Genomic DNA, 14,392 nt, shown 5'->3' on the forward strand with positions numbered 1-14,392 from the left:
CGTCACAACGGATCACGTTCCGATTCCGGCCGCATAAAGCCACGCTTCATTGACCGACGACAGCTACGAAAACGCCGCAACTCCGATCGTTCCGGGAGGCGGCGGCTCCGACATCTCAACGATCACCATCGAGGACGAACTGAAGCGTTCGTACCTCGACTACGCCATGAGCGTGATCGTCAGCCGCGCCCTGCCGGACGCCCGTGACGGCCTGAAGCCTGTTCACCGTCGCATCCTGTATTCGATGCACGACCTGAACATGACGCCCGAGCGCAGCTATTCGAAATGCGCCCGCGTGGTTGGCGACGTGCTGGGCCGGTTCCACCCCCACGGCGACGCCTCGGTCTATATGGCCCTGGTGCGGATGGCTCAGCCATTCTCGATGGGTCTGATGCTGGTCGACGGCCAGGGCAATTTCGGCTCGGTCGACGGCGATATGCCCGCCTCGATGCGTTACACCGAGGCCAAGATGGCCCCGGCCGCGGTCGCCCTGATGGCCGACATCGACAAGGACACCGTCGATTTCCAGCCGAACTACGACGAGAAGGAGCTGGAGCCGGTCGTCCTGCCGAGCCGGATCCCGAACCTGCTGGTCAACGGCGCGGGCGGCATCGCCGTCGGCATGGCGACCAATATCCCGCCGCATAACCTGGGCGAAGTCGTCGATGCGGCCCTGGCCCTGCTGGACGATCCCGACGTCACCGACGACGCCCTGCTGGACATCGTGCCCGGTCCCGACTTCCCGACCGGCGGCGAGATCATGGGCCGCACCGCCCCGCGCAACGCCCTGCGCGACGGTCGCGGTTCGGTCGTCGTGCGCGGCCGCGCCTCGGTCGAGGAAATCCGCAAGGATCGCGAGGCCATCGTCGTCACGGAACTGCCGTTCCAGGTCAACAAACAGACCCTGATCGAACGCATCGCCGAAATGGTGCGCGAGAAACGTCTGGAAGGCATCTCCGACGTCCGCGACGAGTCCGACCGCCAGGGCATGCGGATCGTCATCGAACTGAAGCGCGACGCCTCCGGCGATGTGATCCTGAACCAGCTGTGGCGCTATACGGCGATGCAGAGCTCGTTCGGCGTCAACATGCTGGCGCTGAACCACGGCCGGCCCGAGCAGATGGGCCTGCGCCAACTGCTGCAAATCTTCCTCGACTTCCGTGAGGAAGTCGTCGTTCGCCGCGTCAAGTTCGAGCTGAACAAGGCCCGCGACCGCGGCCACGTCCTGGTCGGTCTCGCCGTCGCCGTCGCCAACATCGACGAGGTCATCCACATCATCCGCTCCTCGGCCGATCCGACCGAGGCGCGCGAACGCCTGCAGGCCAAGCCTTGGCCCGTCGGCGACATGATGGCCCTGGTCGAACTGATCGCCGACCCCCGCAGCGTGGTCATCAACGGCGACAGCCTGCAACTGACCGACGAACAGGCCCGCGCCATCCTGGCCCTGACCCTGTCGCGCCTGACCGGCCTGGGCCGTGACGACATCTTCGGCGAGGCGAACGGCCTGGCCGACACCATCCAGGGCCACCTGACCATCCTGTCGGACCGCAAGAACGTCCTGGCCATCATTCGCGACGACCTGATCGACGTGAAGGCCAAGTTCGCCGTGCCGCGTCGCACCCTGATCGGGGAAGGCGACGGCGAGATGGAGGACGAAGACCTGATCCCGCGCGAGGACATGGTCGTCACCGTCACCCACGGCGGCTATGTCAAGCGCGTGGCCCTGAACGCCTATCGGACCCAGCATCGCGGCGGCAAGGGCCGTTCGGGCATGTCGATGAAGGACGAGGACGCCATCACCGGCGTGTTCAGCGCCTCGACCCACACGCCGGTCCTGTTCTTCGCCACCAACGGCAAGGCCTACAAGCTTAAGACCTGGCGCCTGCCGCTGGGCAATCCGACCTCGCGCGGCAAGGCCTTCGTCAACCTGCTGCCCATCGAGCCGGGCGACAGCATCATGAACGTCCTGCCCCTGCCCGAGGACGAGACGACCTGGGGCGATTACGACATCATGTTCGCCACCCAGGCGGGCGACGTGCGCAGGAATAAGCTGTCGGACTTCGCCACGGTCAACCGCGCCGGCAAGATCGCGATGAAGCTGGAAGGCGACGACCGCATGGTCGGCGTCGGCCTGTGCACCGCCGACGACGACATCCTGCTGACCACGGCGCTGGGCCGCGCGATCCGGTTCAAGGCCGACGACGTGCGGGTGTTCAAGGGCCGGGATTCGACCGGCGTCCGGGGCGTCCGCCTGCAGGACGGCGACGAGGTCATCTCCATGGCCATCCTGGGCCGCGTTGATGCGACGCCGGAAGAACGCTCGGCCTACGTCAAACACGCCAACGCCATGCGCAAGGCCCTGGCCGGCGCGGACGCGGAAGAGGATGTCGCGGCTCCGCCCGAGGCTGAAGACGAGGTCGCGGACGCGGCCCTGACCGTCGAGCGGATCGCCCAACTGGGCGCCGCCGAACAGTTCATCCTGACGGTCACAGAGACCGGCTTCGGCAAGCGGTCCTCGGCCTACGAGTATCGCCGCACGGGTCGCGGCGGTCAGGGTTTGACGGCCCACGGCCTGGGCGGTCGCGCCGGCACGCGCCTGGCGGCGGCCTTCCCGGTAGAGGAAACCGACGACCTGCTGCTGGTCACCTCGGGCGGTCAGATGATCCGCACCCGCATCGACCAGGTCCGCATCGTCGGCCGCTCCAGCCAGGGCGTCACCATCTTCCGCACCGGCAAGGACGAAAAGGTCGTCTCGGTCGAACGCCTGCCCGACAGCGGCGGTTCGGATGAGGCGGACGTCGCGGGCGAAGAGGGCGGCGAGACCGAAGCCTAAAACCAAGACCCTCTCCCAGCGGGAGAGGGCTTGAGCGCCCGAGAGCGAAGCGATCGGTCTGCGCGAAAGGGTGAGGGGCAGGTGCTGCGAATTGGCCCACCTGCCGACCCTCATCCGGCCCTCCGGGCCACCTTCTCCCACTGGGAGAAGGGAAGATTGAAAGGGAGCGGCCAGTGGACATCCTGATCAACGGCCTTACCCCCACACCTGACGACCTCGCCCACCAAGCTCTGGTGAACTACGGCGCCTACAGCTCCTTCCGCGTGGAGAACGGCGCGGCTCGGGGCCTCGATCTCCATCTCGCCCGCCTGGACCAGGCCGCCGTCGAACTGTTCGGCGAAAGCCCCGGCGAGGCCGAGTTTCGCCGCCTGATGGCGCTCGCCGTCGCCGACCGCGACGCCTGCTGGCTGAGGGTCAGCCTGTTCTCGCCCGAGATCGGCCATCGCAATCCGTCCTTCGTCGGTCGGCCCAAGGTTATGACCGTCGTCTCGCCGCCTCCGCCGCCGCTGGCGATCGCCATGCGGGTGACGGCCGTGCCCTATGTGCGCGAGACGCCGCACCTGAAACATGTCTCCACCTATGGCCTGACGCGCCTGCGCCGCGCGGCGCGGACGGCCGGTTTCGACGACGCCCTGTTTGTTAACGATCAGGGCCATGTGTCGGAGGGCGTGACCTGGAACATCGGCTTCATCCAGGGCGACCGCATCGTCTGGCCCCAGGCGCCGATGCTGGCGGGCGTGACCCAGGTGCTGATCCAGCGCGGCCTGGCCGAGGCGGGCCTGACCTTGGAAACCCGGTCCGTTGCTGTGGCGGACATCGCGGCCTTCGACGCCGCCTTCCTGTGCAACAGCGCCACGCCCGTCTGTCCGATCACGACCATCGACGGCGTCGTCTTCGCCAATGATCCGGCGCTGCTGGACCGGATCGAGGCCGCCTGGAGCGCTCAACCGCCGCAACCGATCTGAAACCGTCACGATGACGATAGCGTCAGCCGGCTAGGCCGCTGATTTCGCACCTGCTAAACGACCCGCAACGGCACGCGACAGGCTGGGGAGACACGCATGCGCATCGGGCTTTATCCGGGCACTTTCGACCCGGTGACGAACGGGCATACCGACATCATCAAGCGGGCGCTGAAGCTGGTGGACCGGCTGGTCATCGGCGTGGCCCAGAACGACGACAAGGGGCCGCTGTTCTCCACCGCCGAACGGGTCGAGATGCTGAAGGCCGAGGTGTCAAGTTTCGGCGGCGACATCGTGGTCCAGCCCTTTTCCACCCTGCTGATGCATTTCGCCGAAGAGCTGAACGCCAGCGTCATCGTGCGGGGTTTGCGCGCGGTGGCCGATTTCGAATACGAGTTCCAGATGACGGCCATGAACCAGCGCCTCAATCAGGACATCGAGACGGTATTCCTGATGGCCGATCCCCGCCACCAGGCCATCGCCTCGCGGCTGGTCAAGGAAATCGCCCGTCTGGACGGCGCGATCGACAGTTTCGTCAGCCCCGCCATCGCCGCGCGCGTGCGGGACAAGGTCAAGAACAGAGGATGAGTTCGGGTATGCGTCTTGGTGTGATCGCGGCGACCTGCGCCGCTCTTCTGGCGTCCGGCGCCACTCAGGCTCCGGCCGTGGCGCAGACGGCCGCCGCTTCCGACTGGCGCACCATCGCGCCGGAAAACCTGCTGGTCATCGATACGTCCAAGGGGCGCGTGCTTGTCGAACTGATCCCGGTCGCCGCGCCGAACCACGCCGAACGTATCCGCACCCTGGCCAACCAGGGCTTCTATGACGGTCTGAAGTTCCACCGCGTCATCCCTGAATTCATGGCGCAAACCGGTGATCCCAAGGGCACGGGCGAGGGCGGCAGCGACCTGCCGGACCTGAAGGCCGAGTTCAGCTTCCGTCGCGGGCGCGACGCGAACTTCGTCGCCGTGCCCGGCGTCGGCGAGGGCATCCGGGGCCTGGTGGGCGACCTGCCGGTCCAGACCCAGCCCGACGCCCAGATGATGGTCACCGCCGACTTCAAGGTCGACGCCCACGGCCTGTTCTGCCCCGGCGTCCTGGGCATGGCCCGCTCCGGCGCGCCCGACAGCGCCAACAGCCAGTTCTTCCTGATGATGGGCGCGCGCGATCAACTGGACGGCGTCTATACCGCCTTCGGCCGCGTGGTCTCTGGCCTCGATGTCGTCGGCAAGCTGAAGAAGGGCTCGGACGCCGAGGACGGAAAGGTCGTCGATCCCGACGTCATGACCCACGTCCGCATGGCCTCGGCGATGCCGGAGGGCGAACGTCCGACCGTGCGCGTGATGGACAGCCGCAGCGCCGCCTTCGCCGACCGCATCGCCGCGACCCGCGCCGAGCGCGGCGCGGCCTTCAGCATCTGCGACATCCAGCCGGTGGCTGAGGTCACTGGCGGCTGACGGGTTCAGGGGAGGGGGGACAGCCGATGACCATTCGCAGGACCATATTGGCCGCAGCCATGCTGGCGACGATCGGCGGCGTCGCAAGCGCCCAGGACGCGCCGCCGCCCGCTCCGCCGCCTCCGCCAGCGCCGTCTCCCTCGCCCGACGAATGGCGCGCGATCACGCCCGAGAACCTGCTGGTCATCGACACCAGCAAGGGCCGCGTCCTGGTCGAACTGGCGCCCCAGATCGCGCCGGCCCATGTTGCGCGGATCAAGCTGCTGGCCTCGCGCGGCTTCTACGACAATCTGGCCTGGCATCGGGTGATCGACTGGTTCATGGCCCAGACCGGCGATCCGCTGGGCACCGGCGACGGCCAGAGCTGGTATCCCGACCTGACCGCCGAGTTCACTTTCCGTCGCGGGCCGGACATGGCCTTCACCCCCGTCGCGGCCCCGACCGGCGCCCTGATCGGCTTCGTCGGCTCCATCCCGGTCCAGACCCAGCCCGACGACCTGATGGCCGGCACCGCCGACCGCAAGGTCCACGGCTGGGGGCTCAACTGTCCCGGCGTGGCGGGCATGGCCCGCGACGAGGGCAATGACACCGCCAACAGCCAGTTCTTCCTGATGCGTCAGGCCTATCCGGCGCTGGACAAACGCTACACCGTATGGGGGCGCGTGGTGTCCGGGCTGGACGTCGTGCGCGCGCTGAAGGCCAGCCCCGACCCCAGCGGCATCGTCGCCGACCCCGACCGCATGACCCGCGTCCGCGTCGCCTCCGACATGCCTGCCGCAGAGCGACCGGCGGCGGCCGTCCTGAACACCAGCTCCGCCACCTTCCAGGCCTTGGCGCAGCAGGCGCGTCAGTCCAGAGGCGCGGATTTCTCGGTCTGCGACATCGACCTGCCGGTGCAGGTCACCCCGGCGAGCTAACTCGTATCCTCCCCATGCAATGGGGAGGGGGACCACGAAGTGGTGGAGGGGCTCTTGAAGTCCCACTGACGCCTGTGACGCGGTGCAGAACCCCTCCGTCACGGCGCGAGGACGCGCCGCGCCACCTCCCCGCAAGCGGGGAGGAGACGAGGGTCAACCGACCGCCGACGCTTTGCCCTTACCCCGCCGACGGCGCCTGCGTTTCGGCGGCGCCTTGTCCTCGCGCATTCGCTGCAGCAGCAGGCCTTCGCGTAGGCCCCGGTCGGCGACGCGAACCCGCTCCGACGGCCAGGCCCTCTGGATCGCCTCCAGAATCGCGGCGCCGGCCAGAACCAGGTCCGCCCGGTCGGGGCCGATGCAGGCCTCCCTGGCCCGCCCGTCCGACCCCAGGGCCTTCAGCCGATCCGCCGCCGCCTCGCATTCGGCCCGCGTCATCCACAACCCGTCGACCCGGTCGCGATTGTAGCGCGGCAGGTTCAGGTGGATGCCCGCCAGACTGGTGATCGCGCCCGAGGTCCCGACCAGATGCGCCCGGTCCTGCCGGAACAGAGCCATCAGATCGGCGTCCTCGATCCCGCCCGCCGCGATGGCCGCGCCCATGTCGGCCACCATGGCCTCGTACCATTGCTCCAGTTGGGCTTCGGCTACGCCGGCAGGCTCGGGATGCCGTTCCGCCAGGGTGACGACGCCCAGCGGCGCCGACATCCAGGCGGTGGTCTTCCACTCCGTCCCCTCGCGCTTCAGCCACGACAGCTCGGTCGAGCCGCCGCCCACGTCTATGATCAGCACGCCCTCGGCCTTGGGGTCGATCAGGTTCAGACAGCCCTCGACCGCCAGCCGCGCCTCTTCCGCCGGATCGATGATCCGCAGCCTCAGCCCCGTGCCCTTGCGCACCCGGTCGATGAAGTCGGCGCCGTTTTCGGCCGCGCGGCAGGCCTGGGTGGCGACGGCGCTCAGCCGGGCCGAGTCCACGCCCTTTCTGACGATCCGTTCGGCGCACAGGGCCAGGGCGTCATAGGCCCGGTCCATGGCGCGCGGGTCCAGAAGGCCTGTGCGCGACAGGCCTTCGCCCAGGCGCACGATGCGGCTGAAACTGTCGACCACGCGAAAGCCTTCGCGCGACGGCCGCGCGATCAGCAGCCGACAATTGTTGGTCCCCAGATCGAGCGCGCCATACAGCGGCGCATCCCGACCCGACGCATCCCGTGAACGGGAAGGCTGGGACCGCTCGTCGCGCCGTCGGGGCGCGCCGTGGGTCTCCGGCATGGGTCGTCATTCCGATGTGGGCGGTCCGAAACGGCGCCCGTCCCGATCAGCCTAACCCGCGAAGATCGTCCGCGCCAAGCCATTCTGTCAGGAAGATGAACGAGGGTGACAGCGTCCGGCTCATGTGCCGGGTCGTATGAAGGGGGATGACCCAGGTTCACAAAGCCCGTTTCGCCATCGGCCAAATCGTCCGCCACCGCGACGACGCCTTTCGCGGCGTGGTGATGGACGTCGATTACGGCTACGAGGGCCCCATCGCCGAAACCGGCTCGGTCGCCGCTGATCAGCCCTTTTACCGCGTCTTCGCCCTGGGCGACGACGGCGGCTTCGTCGCCTATGCCGCCGAGGGGGTGTTGGAGGACGGCGATTCCGTGCTGCTGCCCGACGATGCCCAGCGGTGGTTCACCACCGACGCCCACGGTCACCACGCGCCTTTGGACGAACGGCTGCACTGACGGTTGGAAGGCGCGCGCGGTCGGGGCTAGACTGTCGGCAAAAGAGGAAAGCCCATGTCCGACTTCGAACACGTCTTCGAACAGCCGCCCGAGGGCGCCGCCGCCGACTGGACCATTCCCCAGAACTGGGCCGCCTATACCGAGGTCGAGCATCAGACCTGGGATGCGCTGTACGCGCGCCAGATGAAGATCCTGCCGGGCCGCGCCTGCGACGCCTTCCTGCGCGGCTTGGACGCGCTGGACCTGAACGCCGGCGGCATTCCCGACTTCGACGTGATCAATCCCAAGCTTCAGGCCCTGACGGGCTGGACCGTGGTGTGTGTGCCGGGCCTGGTGCCGGACGAGGTCTTTTTCGACCACCTGGCCAATCGCCGCTTCGTCTCGGGCCAGTTCATCCGTAAGCCGGACCAACTGGACTACCTCCAGGAACCCGACATCTTCCACGACGTCTTCGGCCATGTGCCGATGCTGACCGACCCCGACTTCGCCGCCTATATGGAGGCCTATGGCAAGGGCGGCCAACGCGCGGCCGGCCTGGGCATGCTGCCCAACTTGGCGCGCCTCTACTGGTACACGGTCGAGTTCGGCCTGATGCAGGAGGCCGGGGCCTTGCGCATCTACGGCGCCGGCATCGTCTCCTCTGCGACCGAGAGCGTCTTCGCGCTGGACGACCCGTCGCCCAACCGCCTGGGCTTCGACCTGGAACGGGTGATGCGCACCCTGTACCGGATCGACGACTTCCAGCAGGTCTATTTCGTCATCGACAGCCTGGAAGCCCTGAAGGACGAGACGCTCAAGGACTTCGGCCCAGTCTATGCGGCGCTGAAGGGCCAGGACGACCTGCCGATCGAGACCGTTCTGCCGTCCGATAAGGTCTTCACGCGCGGCACCCAGGCCTACGCCCAGCGCGGCGGGCGGTTCGCGGCCTAGGTTCCCCTTGAACCCATCGTTCTAAACCTCCCCAAAGCTGTCGTCCTCCTCGCCCCTCCCAACCCGTCATCCTCGCCCTTGTGGCGAGGATCCAGACTCCCGGTGTTTCGGTAGCGCGCACAGACCCCTAGACCGGGAGTCTGGATCCCAGCGACAAGCCCTGGGATGACGGTATGGTTGTAACTACGTGTGCGTAATCAGGCTGTTGTGCTTCGTGTCGCGCATGCGGATGAAGGTCAGCAACGACACGCCGATCATGCCGGTGACATACCAGAAGAAGACGCTCTCCACCCCCGCGCCCTTCAGCCATAGCGCCACATATTCCGCCGTCCCGCCGAACACCGCATTGGCGATGGCGTAGGGCAGGGCGACGCCCAGGGCGCGGATATGGGCGGGAAACAGCTCGGCCTTCACCACGGCGTTGATGGCCGTATAGCCCGACACGATCACCAGCCCGGCCAGCGCCAGCAGGAAGGCGACGAACGGGCTCTCGACCGTCGACAGCGCCGTCATGATCGGCACGGTGCACAGCATCCCCAGCACGCCAAACGCGATCATCACCGGACGTCGCCCGATCCGGTCCGACAGGGCGCCCACCGCCGGCTGCAACAGCATGAACAGGAACAGGGCCGCCGCGCTGATCTCGGTCGCCGTGTTCTTGGGAAAGCCTGTCGTGTTGACCAGGAACTTCTGCAGATAGGTCGTGTAGGTATAGAAGGCCAAGGTGCCGCCGGCCGTCAGGCCCAGCACCATCAAGGCCTCCTTCGGATGCTTCAGGATCAGCTGCGTGGCGCTGGATTTCGGCGCGTCTTTCGCGTCGGACTCCTTGTGCGTCTCGTCCAGCCGGCGACGCAGCCAGAAGACGACGACCGCCAGACCCGCCCCGACGAAGAATGGAATCCGCCAGCCCCACGACGCCAGCGCCGTCTCGCTCAGCGTGTTCTGCAGCACGATCAGCAGCAGCAGGGCGATCAGCTGGCCCGAGATCAGGGTGACATACTGGAAACTGGACCATAAGCCCCGCCGATGCGGCTCGGCCATTTCCGACAGATAGGTGGCGCTGGACCCGTATTCCCCGCCGACGCTCAACCCCTGCAACAGTCGCGCGAACAGCAGCAGGGCCGGTGCCGCCAGGCCGATGGTCGCGTAGCCGGGCGTCACCCCGATGATCAGCGAGCCGGTGCACATCAGCGTCACCGACAGGGTCAGCCCGGCCTTGCGCCCCTTGCGGTCGGCATAGACCCCCATGATCCACGCCCCGATCGGCCGCATCAGGAAGCCCACCGCAAAGACGGCGGCGGCGCTCAGAAGCTGGGCGGTGGGGTCTTCGCTGGGAAAGAAGACCGGGGCGAAATACAGGGTGAAGGCCGCATAGGCGTACCAGTCGAACCACTCCACCAGATTTCCGGCGGACCCGCCGACGATGTTTCTCAGGCGGCGAGCGGGGTTCATCGGCGCGGCGATCGTCATGGACGCATCAATCTCTCTGGAAGGGATAGAAGTCGCTCCCAAGCTTCAGAATGGCCGTCAGTTCGTCCAGCGCCCCCCGGCTTTCGCTCAGCAGGTCGGGATCGGCCAGATCGGCCGGCCGCAGTTCGACGCGGTACCAGCGCCCGGCCCAGTCCGCCAACCGCCCGTGCAGAGCGTCGGTCAGCCGCATGGCGGGATTGGTCGCCGCCAATTCGGCCGCGTTCAGCACGACTCGAAGCCGCAGACAGGCCGGCCCGCCGCCGTTGCGCATCGACTGGCGCACATCGACATACTGGACCCGGCCGATGGGACCATTGGAGGCGGCCAGGCCTTGCGCCACCGCATGGCTGCGCGGGTTGTCGCGGGTCTCGGTCGGACAGATCAGGGTCAGGCGATCCTCGCCCGGAATCTGGATCAGCATGGAGTTGAACAGATAGCTGCTGATCGCGTCGGCCAGCGGCAGGTCGGCGGACGACACCTCGACGAAGATCGGTTCGAACAGACCCTCGGCCGCACGGCGGATGGCGTCCTGCGTCCCGGCCGTGTCCTCGAACGCCAGGTCGTGGAAGAACAGGGTCTCCAGCGCTCCAACGCAGACCACGTCGTTGTGGAAGGTGCCGCCGGCGATGGCGGCCTTGGACTGTTGGGCCAGAACGACGCCGCTCGCCTCATGGCGACGGGCGATGGCTTGCGACGCCTCGCGCGTCTGACGCGCCGGATAGGGGCCGTCCCAGGGCTCGAACGCCTCTCGCCCCCACACCAGCAGATTGACGCCCGCCGCCCCATGCTCGGCGCACAGCCGCACATGGTTGGCCGCGCCTTCGTCGGCCAGATGCGCGACCGAGGGCAGGGCGTCGTGGACGACGAACCGCGACGTATCGGGAAACAGGGCGTCCAGCGCCCGCTTCGTCTGCTGGTGCTCCAGCGACCGATGCAGATTGGTGATCAGATTGGCGGGCGTGAAATGCACCCGGCCGTCGGCCGCGTCCGCGCTGGGCGTCACGGTCGCGGCGTTGGCGGCCCACATGGGCGAGGCCGAACAGGCGGCGGCGGCGAAGCTGGGCGCATCCTTCCACGCTCGCTCCAGCACCTGGGCGTCGGACCCCGTGAACCCCAGCGTCCGCAGAAACGGGATGTTCGGTCGCTCATGCGGCGGCAGGACGAACTGGGGCAGGCCCAGGTCCGCCAGGGTCTTCATCTTGTCGAGCCCCTGCAGCACCGCCGCCCGCGGATTCGACGCCTCGCCCTTGTTCAGGCTGGACGCCAGATTGCCCGGCGACAGACCGGCGTAGGAGTGGGTCGGCCCGATCAGACCGTCGGCGTTGGCTTCGACGGCGCTCACCAAGGCTCTCCCTCCCCTTCATGGGGAGGGGCGGCGACGCGGCAGCGGAGCCGGGGTGGGGAAGTATGAAGTCGTGCAGGTCTCGTCGTACCCCACCCTGATCGCTGCGCGATCGTCCCTCCCCATAAAGGGGAGGGAGAGGCATCGCCCCCCCTCACGCCCTCAGCCCCTTGATCTCGCCCTCGATGTTCGCGACCGCGTCCGCCTCGAAACTGGCCACCGGATAGGCGCAGTAATCTGCCGCATAATAGGCGCTGGGCCGGTGATTGCCGCTCGCGCCCAGCCCCCCGAACGGCATGTCGCCGGCGGCGCCGGTTGTCGGCCGGTTGAAGTTGACCACGCCCGCGCGGATGCGGCGGATGAAGTGATCCCAGTTGGCCGTATCGTCGCTGACCAGGCCCGCCGACAAGCCATAGCGGGTCGCATTCGCCGCCTGGATCGCGGCGTCGAAGGTCGCAACACGCGTCACTGACAGGAAAGGCGCGAACATCTCCTCGTCCGGCACGTCGATCCCGGTTACGTCGATGATGGCCGGCTTGACGAAGGCGCCGGGCAGGTTGGCGACCGGACCCGAGGCCCGGATGACCTTGGCCCCCATGTCGATCCGTTCCTGCAACGCCTTCAGCGCCGCCTCGGCCGCCCGCGCCGAGATCAGCGGACCGGCATAGGGTTCGGGATCGCTGCCCCATGGGCCGAACACCAGCCGGTCGGACAGGGCGGCGACCGCCTCAATGATCGCATCCCCCTGCGGTCCCTCCGGCACGATCAGGCGGCGCGCGCACGAGCAGCGCTGGCCGGTGGTGATGAAGGCGGACTGCACCGCGATGCCGGCCACAGCCTCGGCGTCCGCCGCGTCCCAGACCACCAACGGATTGTTGCCGCCCAGCTCCAGCGCCAGGATGACGTGCGGATCGTCGGCGAACTTGCGGCGGAAGTGCGCGCCCGCCGCGCCCGAGCCGGTGAACATCAGGGCGTCGATCCCGGCGTCCAGCAGGGCCGCGCCCGTCTCCCGCCCGCCCTGAACCACATTGACCACGCCGCTGGGCAGATCGGCGGCGGCGAAGGCCTCGGCCATCACCTGGCCGACCAGGGGCGTCTCTTCCGACGGCTTGAACACGACCGTGTCGCCGGCCAGCAGGGCCGGAACGATATGGCCGTTGGGCAGGTGTCCGGGAAAGTTGAACGGGCCCAGCACCGCCGCCACCCCGTGCGGACGGTGCCGCAGGGTGGCGCGCCCGAAGGCTGTGTCGTTGGACCGCTCGCCGGTGCGTTCGTCATAGGCGCGGATCGAGATGTCCACCTTGCCGATCATGGCGGCGGCCTCGGTCTTGGTTTCCCACAGGGGCTTGCCGGTCTCGCGCGCGATGGCCTCGGCGATCTGGGGCGCGCGGTCCTTCAGCACGGCCTGATAGCGTTTGACGGCCTCGACCCGCTCGGCCCGAGGCGCATCGGCCCAGGCCGGGAAGGCGGCTCGGGCGGCGTCCACGGCGGACTGCACATGCGCCGAACTGGCGGCCTCGCCCTCCCAGTTGGTGGCTTCGGTGGCGGGGTCGGTGGAGGTGAAACGGGTCATGATTGCACTCCCCTTCTCCCCTCGGGGGAGAAGGTGGCTCGCGGAGCGAGACGGATGAGGGGGTTGCCAGATGCGGGTTTGATGTTTGACGCGAGGAACTGCTGAACCAGCCCCCTCATCCGAGCGGCTTCGCCGCCCACCTTCTCCCCCGAGGGGAGAAGGGATGTGTGGAATACAATCATGATTTCACGCGGACGGTGGCGCCGGCCTTGATCTTCAGCGCGGCGGCGGTTTCGGCGGTCAGGCGCACGGTGTCGCCCTCGATGTCGGCTTTCGCCCGCACGGCCCGGAAGGCGGCGACGCTGTCGGTCGAGATCAAAGCCGGCAGTTCGGCGTCGACAGTGTCCACTATCTCGACGGTCAGCCGCCGGGCGTCGCGCACCGTGCGGATGTTGTCGCGCCCGCACGACACAGTCGGCCCGGCGTCGAAGATGTCCACCAGCCCGTTGGTGCGGAAGCCTTCGCTCTCCAGCAGAGCCATGGCCGGCACCCCTTGCGGATGCACCTTGCCGATCACGGCGCGCGCCGGTTCGGGCAGCAGTTCGACATAGATCGGGTGGCGTGGGGCCAGGTCCAGGATGAACTGCTTGTCGGTTGATCCGGTCATCCGATCGGCGTCGTCAAACTCCATCGGGAAGAATTTGTGCGCCACATGGTCCCAGAACGGGCAGGCGCCGTCCGGCGTGAACACCCCGCGCAGCTCGGCCAGCACATTCTCGGCGAACAGATCGGGCTCGGCCCCGATCAGCATATAGCGCGACTGGCTCAGCAGCCGCCCCGCGCCGCCCTTGCGCCGATCCGCCTTCAGGAACAGCGACCCCACCTCGGTCCAGCCGGTGCATTCATTGACCAGCACCAGGGTCTGGTGATCCAGCTTGACGCCCAGCGACGGGGACGACGCCGTATTGTTCACCACCCGGAACGAGAAGAACGGCCGTTTCAGCCCCACCGTCGCCTTGACCGACCCGACCCCGTCGATGTCGCCGGTGTCGCCGTCCTCCAGCATCAGTGTGTACCAGGCCTCCTGCGGCGTGACCTCGCCGCGGAAACTGGCCTGGCTCAGCGCCAGCCGGTCCGACAGGGCGTCGGGATCTTCGGGCAGGCTGGTGAAGCCGGGGCCGGACAGGATGGCCAGCTCCAGCAGATAATCCAGATCGGCGGGACCGGCGGGACGGACGACAAGCATT

Annotated in this window: 12 protein-coding genes; 7 read left to right on the forward strand and 5 right to left on the reverse strand. The window is 67.8% G+C overall.

Annotated features, from left to right (window positions below):
• Positions 1 to 49 precede the first annotated feature (49 nt).
• The 5 genes from gyrA to ACODSC_RS02250 all read left to right on the forward strand — a co-directional run bounded on the left by gyrA (position 50) and on the right by ACODSC_RS02250 (position 6,169).
• Positions 50 to 2,833 (forward strand): DNA gyrase subunit A, encoded by a 2,784-nt coding sequence (gene gyrA / locus ACODSC_RS02230; protein ID WP_488811418.1) that lies wholly within the window; start codon positions 50 to 52, stop codon positions 2,831 to 2,833.
• Between the two features lie 173 nt (positions 2,834 to 3,006).
• Positions 3,007 to 3,798 (forward strand): aminotransferase class IV, encoded by a 792-nt coding sequence (locus ACODSC_RS02235; RefSeq protein WP_488811420.1) that lies wholly within the window; start codon positions 3,007 to 3,009, stop codon positions 3,796 to 3,798.
• A 96-nt stretch (positions 3,799 to 3,894) separates the two neighbouring features.
• A complete protein-coding gene (gene coaD, locus ACODSC_RS02240; RefSeq protein ID WP_488811422.1) occupies positions 3,895 to 4,383 on the forward strand; it encodes a pantetheine-phosphate adenylyltransferase in 489 nt (162 codons plus the stop codon).
• Entirely contained in the window at positions 4,380 to 5,252 is an 873-nt protein-coding gene (locus tag ACODSC_RS02245; protein ID WP_488811424.1) for a peptidylprolyl isomerase, read from the forward strand. The genes coaD and ACODSC_RS02245 overlap by 4 nt, the downstream gene beginning before the upstream one ends.
• Positions 5,253 to 5,278: 26 nt before the next feature.
• On the forward strand, positions 5,279 to 6,169 hold the full coding sequence (locus ACODSC_RS02250) for a peptidylprolyl isomerase (protein ID WP_488811426.1): 891 nt from the start codon (positions 5,279 to 5,281) through the stop codon (positions 6,167 to 6,169).
• A 153-nt stretch (positions 6,170 to 6,322) separates the two neighbouring features.
• Here the strand turns inward: ACODSC_RS02250 and ACODSC_RS02255 are convergent, their stop codons facing one another.
• The gene (locus ACODSC_RS02255) at positions 6,323 to 7,435 is read right to left on the reverse strand and encodes a Ppx/GppA phosphatase family protein (protein WP_488811428.1); all 1,113 of its coding nucleotides are present in this window, start codon (positions 7,433 to 7,435) and stop codon (positions 6,323 to 6,325) included.
• Between the two features lie 146 nt (positions 7,436 to 7,581).
• On the opposite strand from ACODSC_RS02255, the gene hspQ reads away from it, so the two are divergent.
• Both hspQ and phhA read left to right on the forward strand, forming a co-directional pair.
• Entirely contained in the window at positions 7,582 to 7,890 is a 309-nt protein-coding gene (gene hspQ / locus ACODSC_RS02260; RefSeq protein WP_488811430.1) for a heat shock protein HspQ, read from the forward strand.
• 54 nt (positions 7,891 to 7,944) lie between these two features.
• Entirely contained in the window at positions 7,945 to 8,820 is an 876-nt protein-coding gene (gene phhA / locus ACODSC_RS02265; protein WP_488811432.1) for a phenylalanine 4-monooxygenase, read from the forward strand.
• Positions 8,821 to 9,003: 183 nt separating this feature from the next.
• Here the strand turns inward: phhA and ACODSC_RS02270 are convergent, their stop codons facing one another.
• The 4 genes from ACODSC_RS02270 to ACODSC_RS02285 all read right to left on the reverse strand — a co-directional run bounded on the left by ACODSC_RS02270 (position 9,004) and on the right by ACODSC_RS02285 (position 14,391).
• Positions 9,004 to 10,290, reverse strand: coding sequence for an MFS transporter (locus ACODSC_RS02270; RefSeq protein WP_488811434.1), 1,287 nt, complete (start codon positions 10,288 to 10,290; stop codon positions 9,004 to 9,006).
• Between the two features lie 7 nt (positions 10,291 to 10,297).
• Positions 10,298 to 11,635 carry an N-succinylarginine dihydrolase gene (gene astB, locus ACODSC_RS02275; protein ID WP_488811436.1) on the reverse strand — a complete coding sequence of 446 codons (1,338 nt, stop codon included), beginning with the start codon at positions 11,633 to 11,635 and terminating at the stop codon, positions 10,298 to 10,300.
• 151 nt (positions 11,636 to 11,786) lie between these two features.
• The gene (gene astD, locus ACODSC_RS02280) at positions 11,787 to 13,205 is read right to left on the reverse strand and encodes a succinylglutamate-semialdehyde dehydrogenase (protein WP_488811438.1); all 1,419 of its coding nucleotides are present in this window, start codon (positions 13,203 to 13,205) and stop codon (positions 11,787 to 11,789) included.
• 178 nt (positions 13,206 to 13,383) lie between these two features.
• The gene (locus ACODSC_RS02285) at positions 13,384 to 14,391 is read right to left on the reverse strand and encodes an arginine N-succinyltransferase (RefSeq protein ID WP_488811440.1); all 1,008 of its coding nucleotides are present in this window, start codon (positions 14,389 to 14,391) and stop codon (positions 13,384 to 13,386) included.
• Between the last annotated feature and the right edge of the window lies 1 nt (position 14,392).

The organism is Brevundimonas sp. FG128, assembly GCF_057809775.1.

Bases quoted from the DNA above. Each gene is read 5' to 3' on its own strand.
- coaD (WP_488811422.1), top strand. From the start codon at position 3,895: ATGCGCATCGGGCTTTATCCGGGCACTTTCGACCCGGTGACGAACGGG.
- ACODSC_RS02270 (WP_488811434.1), bottom strand. From the start codon at position 10,290: ATGACGATCGCCGCGCCGATGAACCCCGCTCGCCGCCTGAGAAACATC.
- ACODSC_RS02285 (WP_488811440.1), bottom strand. From the start codon at position 14,391: ATGCTTGTCGTCCGTCCCGCCGGTCCCGCCGATCTGGATTATCTGCTG.
- hspQ (WP_488811430.1), top strand. From the start codon at position 7,582: ATGACCCAGGTTCACAAAGCCCGTTTCGCCATCGGCCAAATCGTCCGC.
- ACODSC_RS02245 (WP_488811424.1), top strand. From the start codon at position 4,380: ATGAGTTCGGGTATGCGTCTTGGTGTGATCGCGGCGACCTGCGCCGCT.
- ACODSC_RS02255 (WP_488811428.1), bottom strand. From the start codon at position 7,435: ATGCCGGAGACCCACGGCGCGCCCCGACGGCGCGACGAGCGGTCCCAG.
- ACODSC_RS02250 (WP_488811426.1), top strand. From the start codon at position 5,279: ATGACCATTCGCAGGACCATATTGGCCGCAGCCATGCTGGCGACGATC.
- phhA (WP_488811432.1), top strand. From the start codon at position 7,945: ATGTCCGACTTCGAACACGTCTTCGAACAGCCGCCCGAGGGCGCCGCC.
- astD (WP_488811438.1), bottom strand. From the start codon at position 13,205: ATGACCCGTTTCACCTCCACCGACCCCGCCACCGAAGCCACCAACTGG.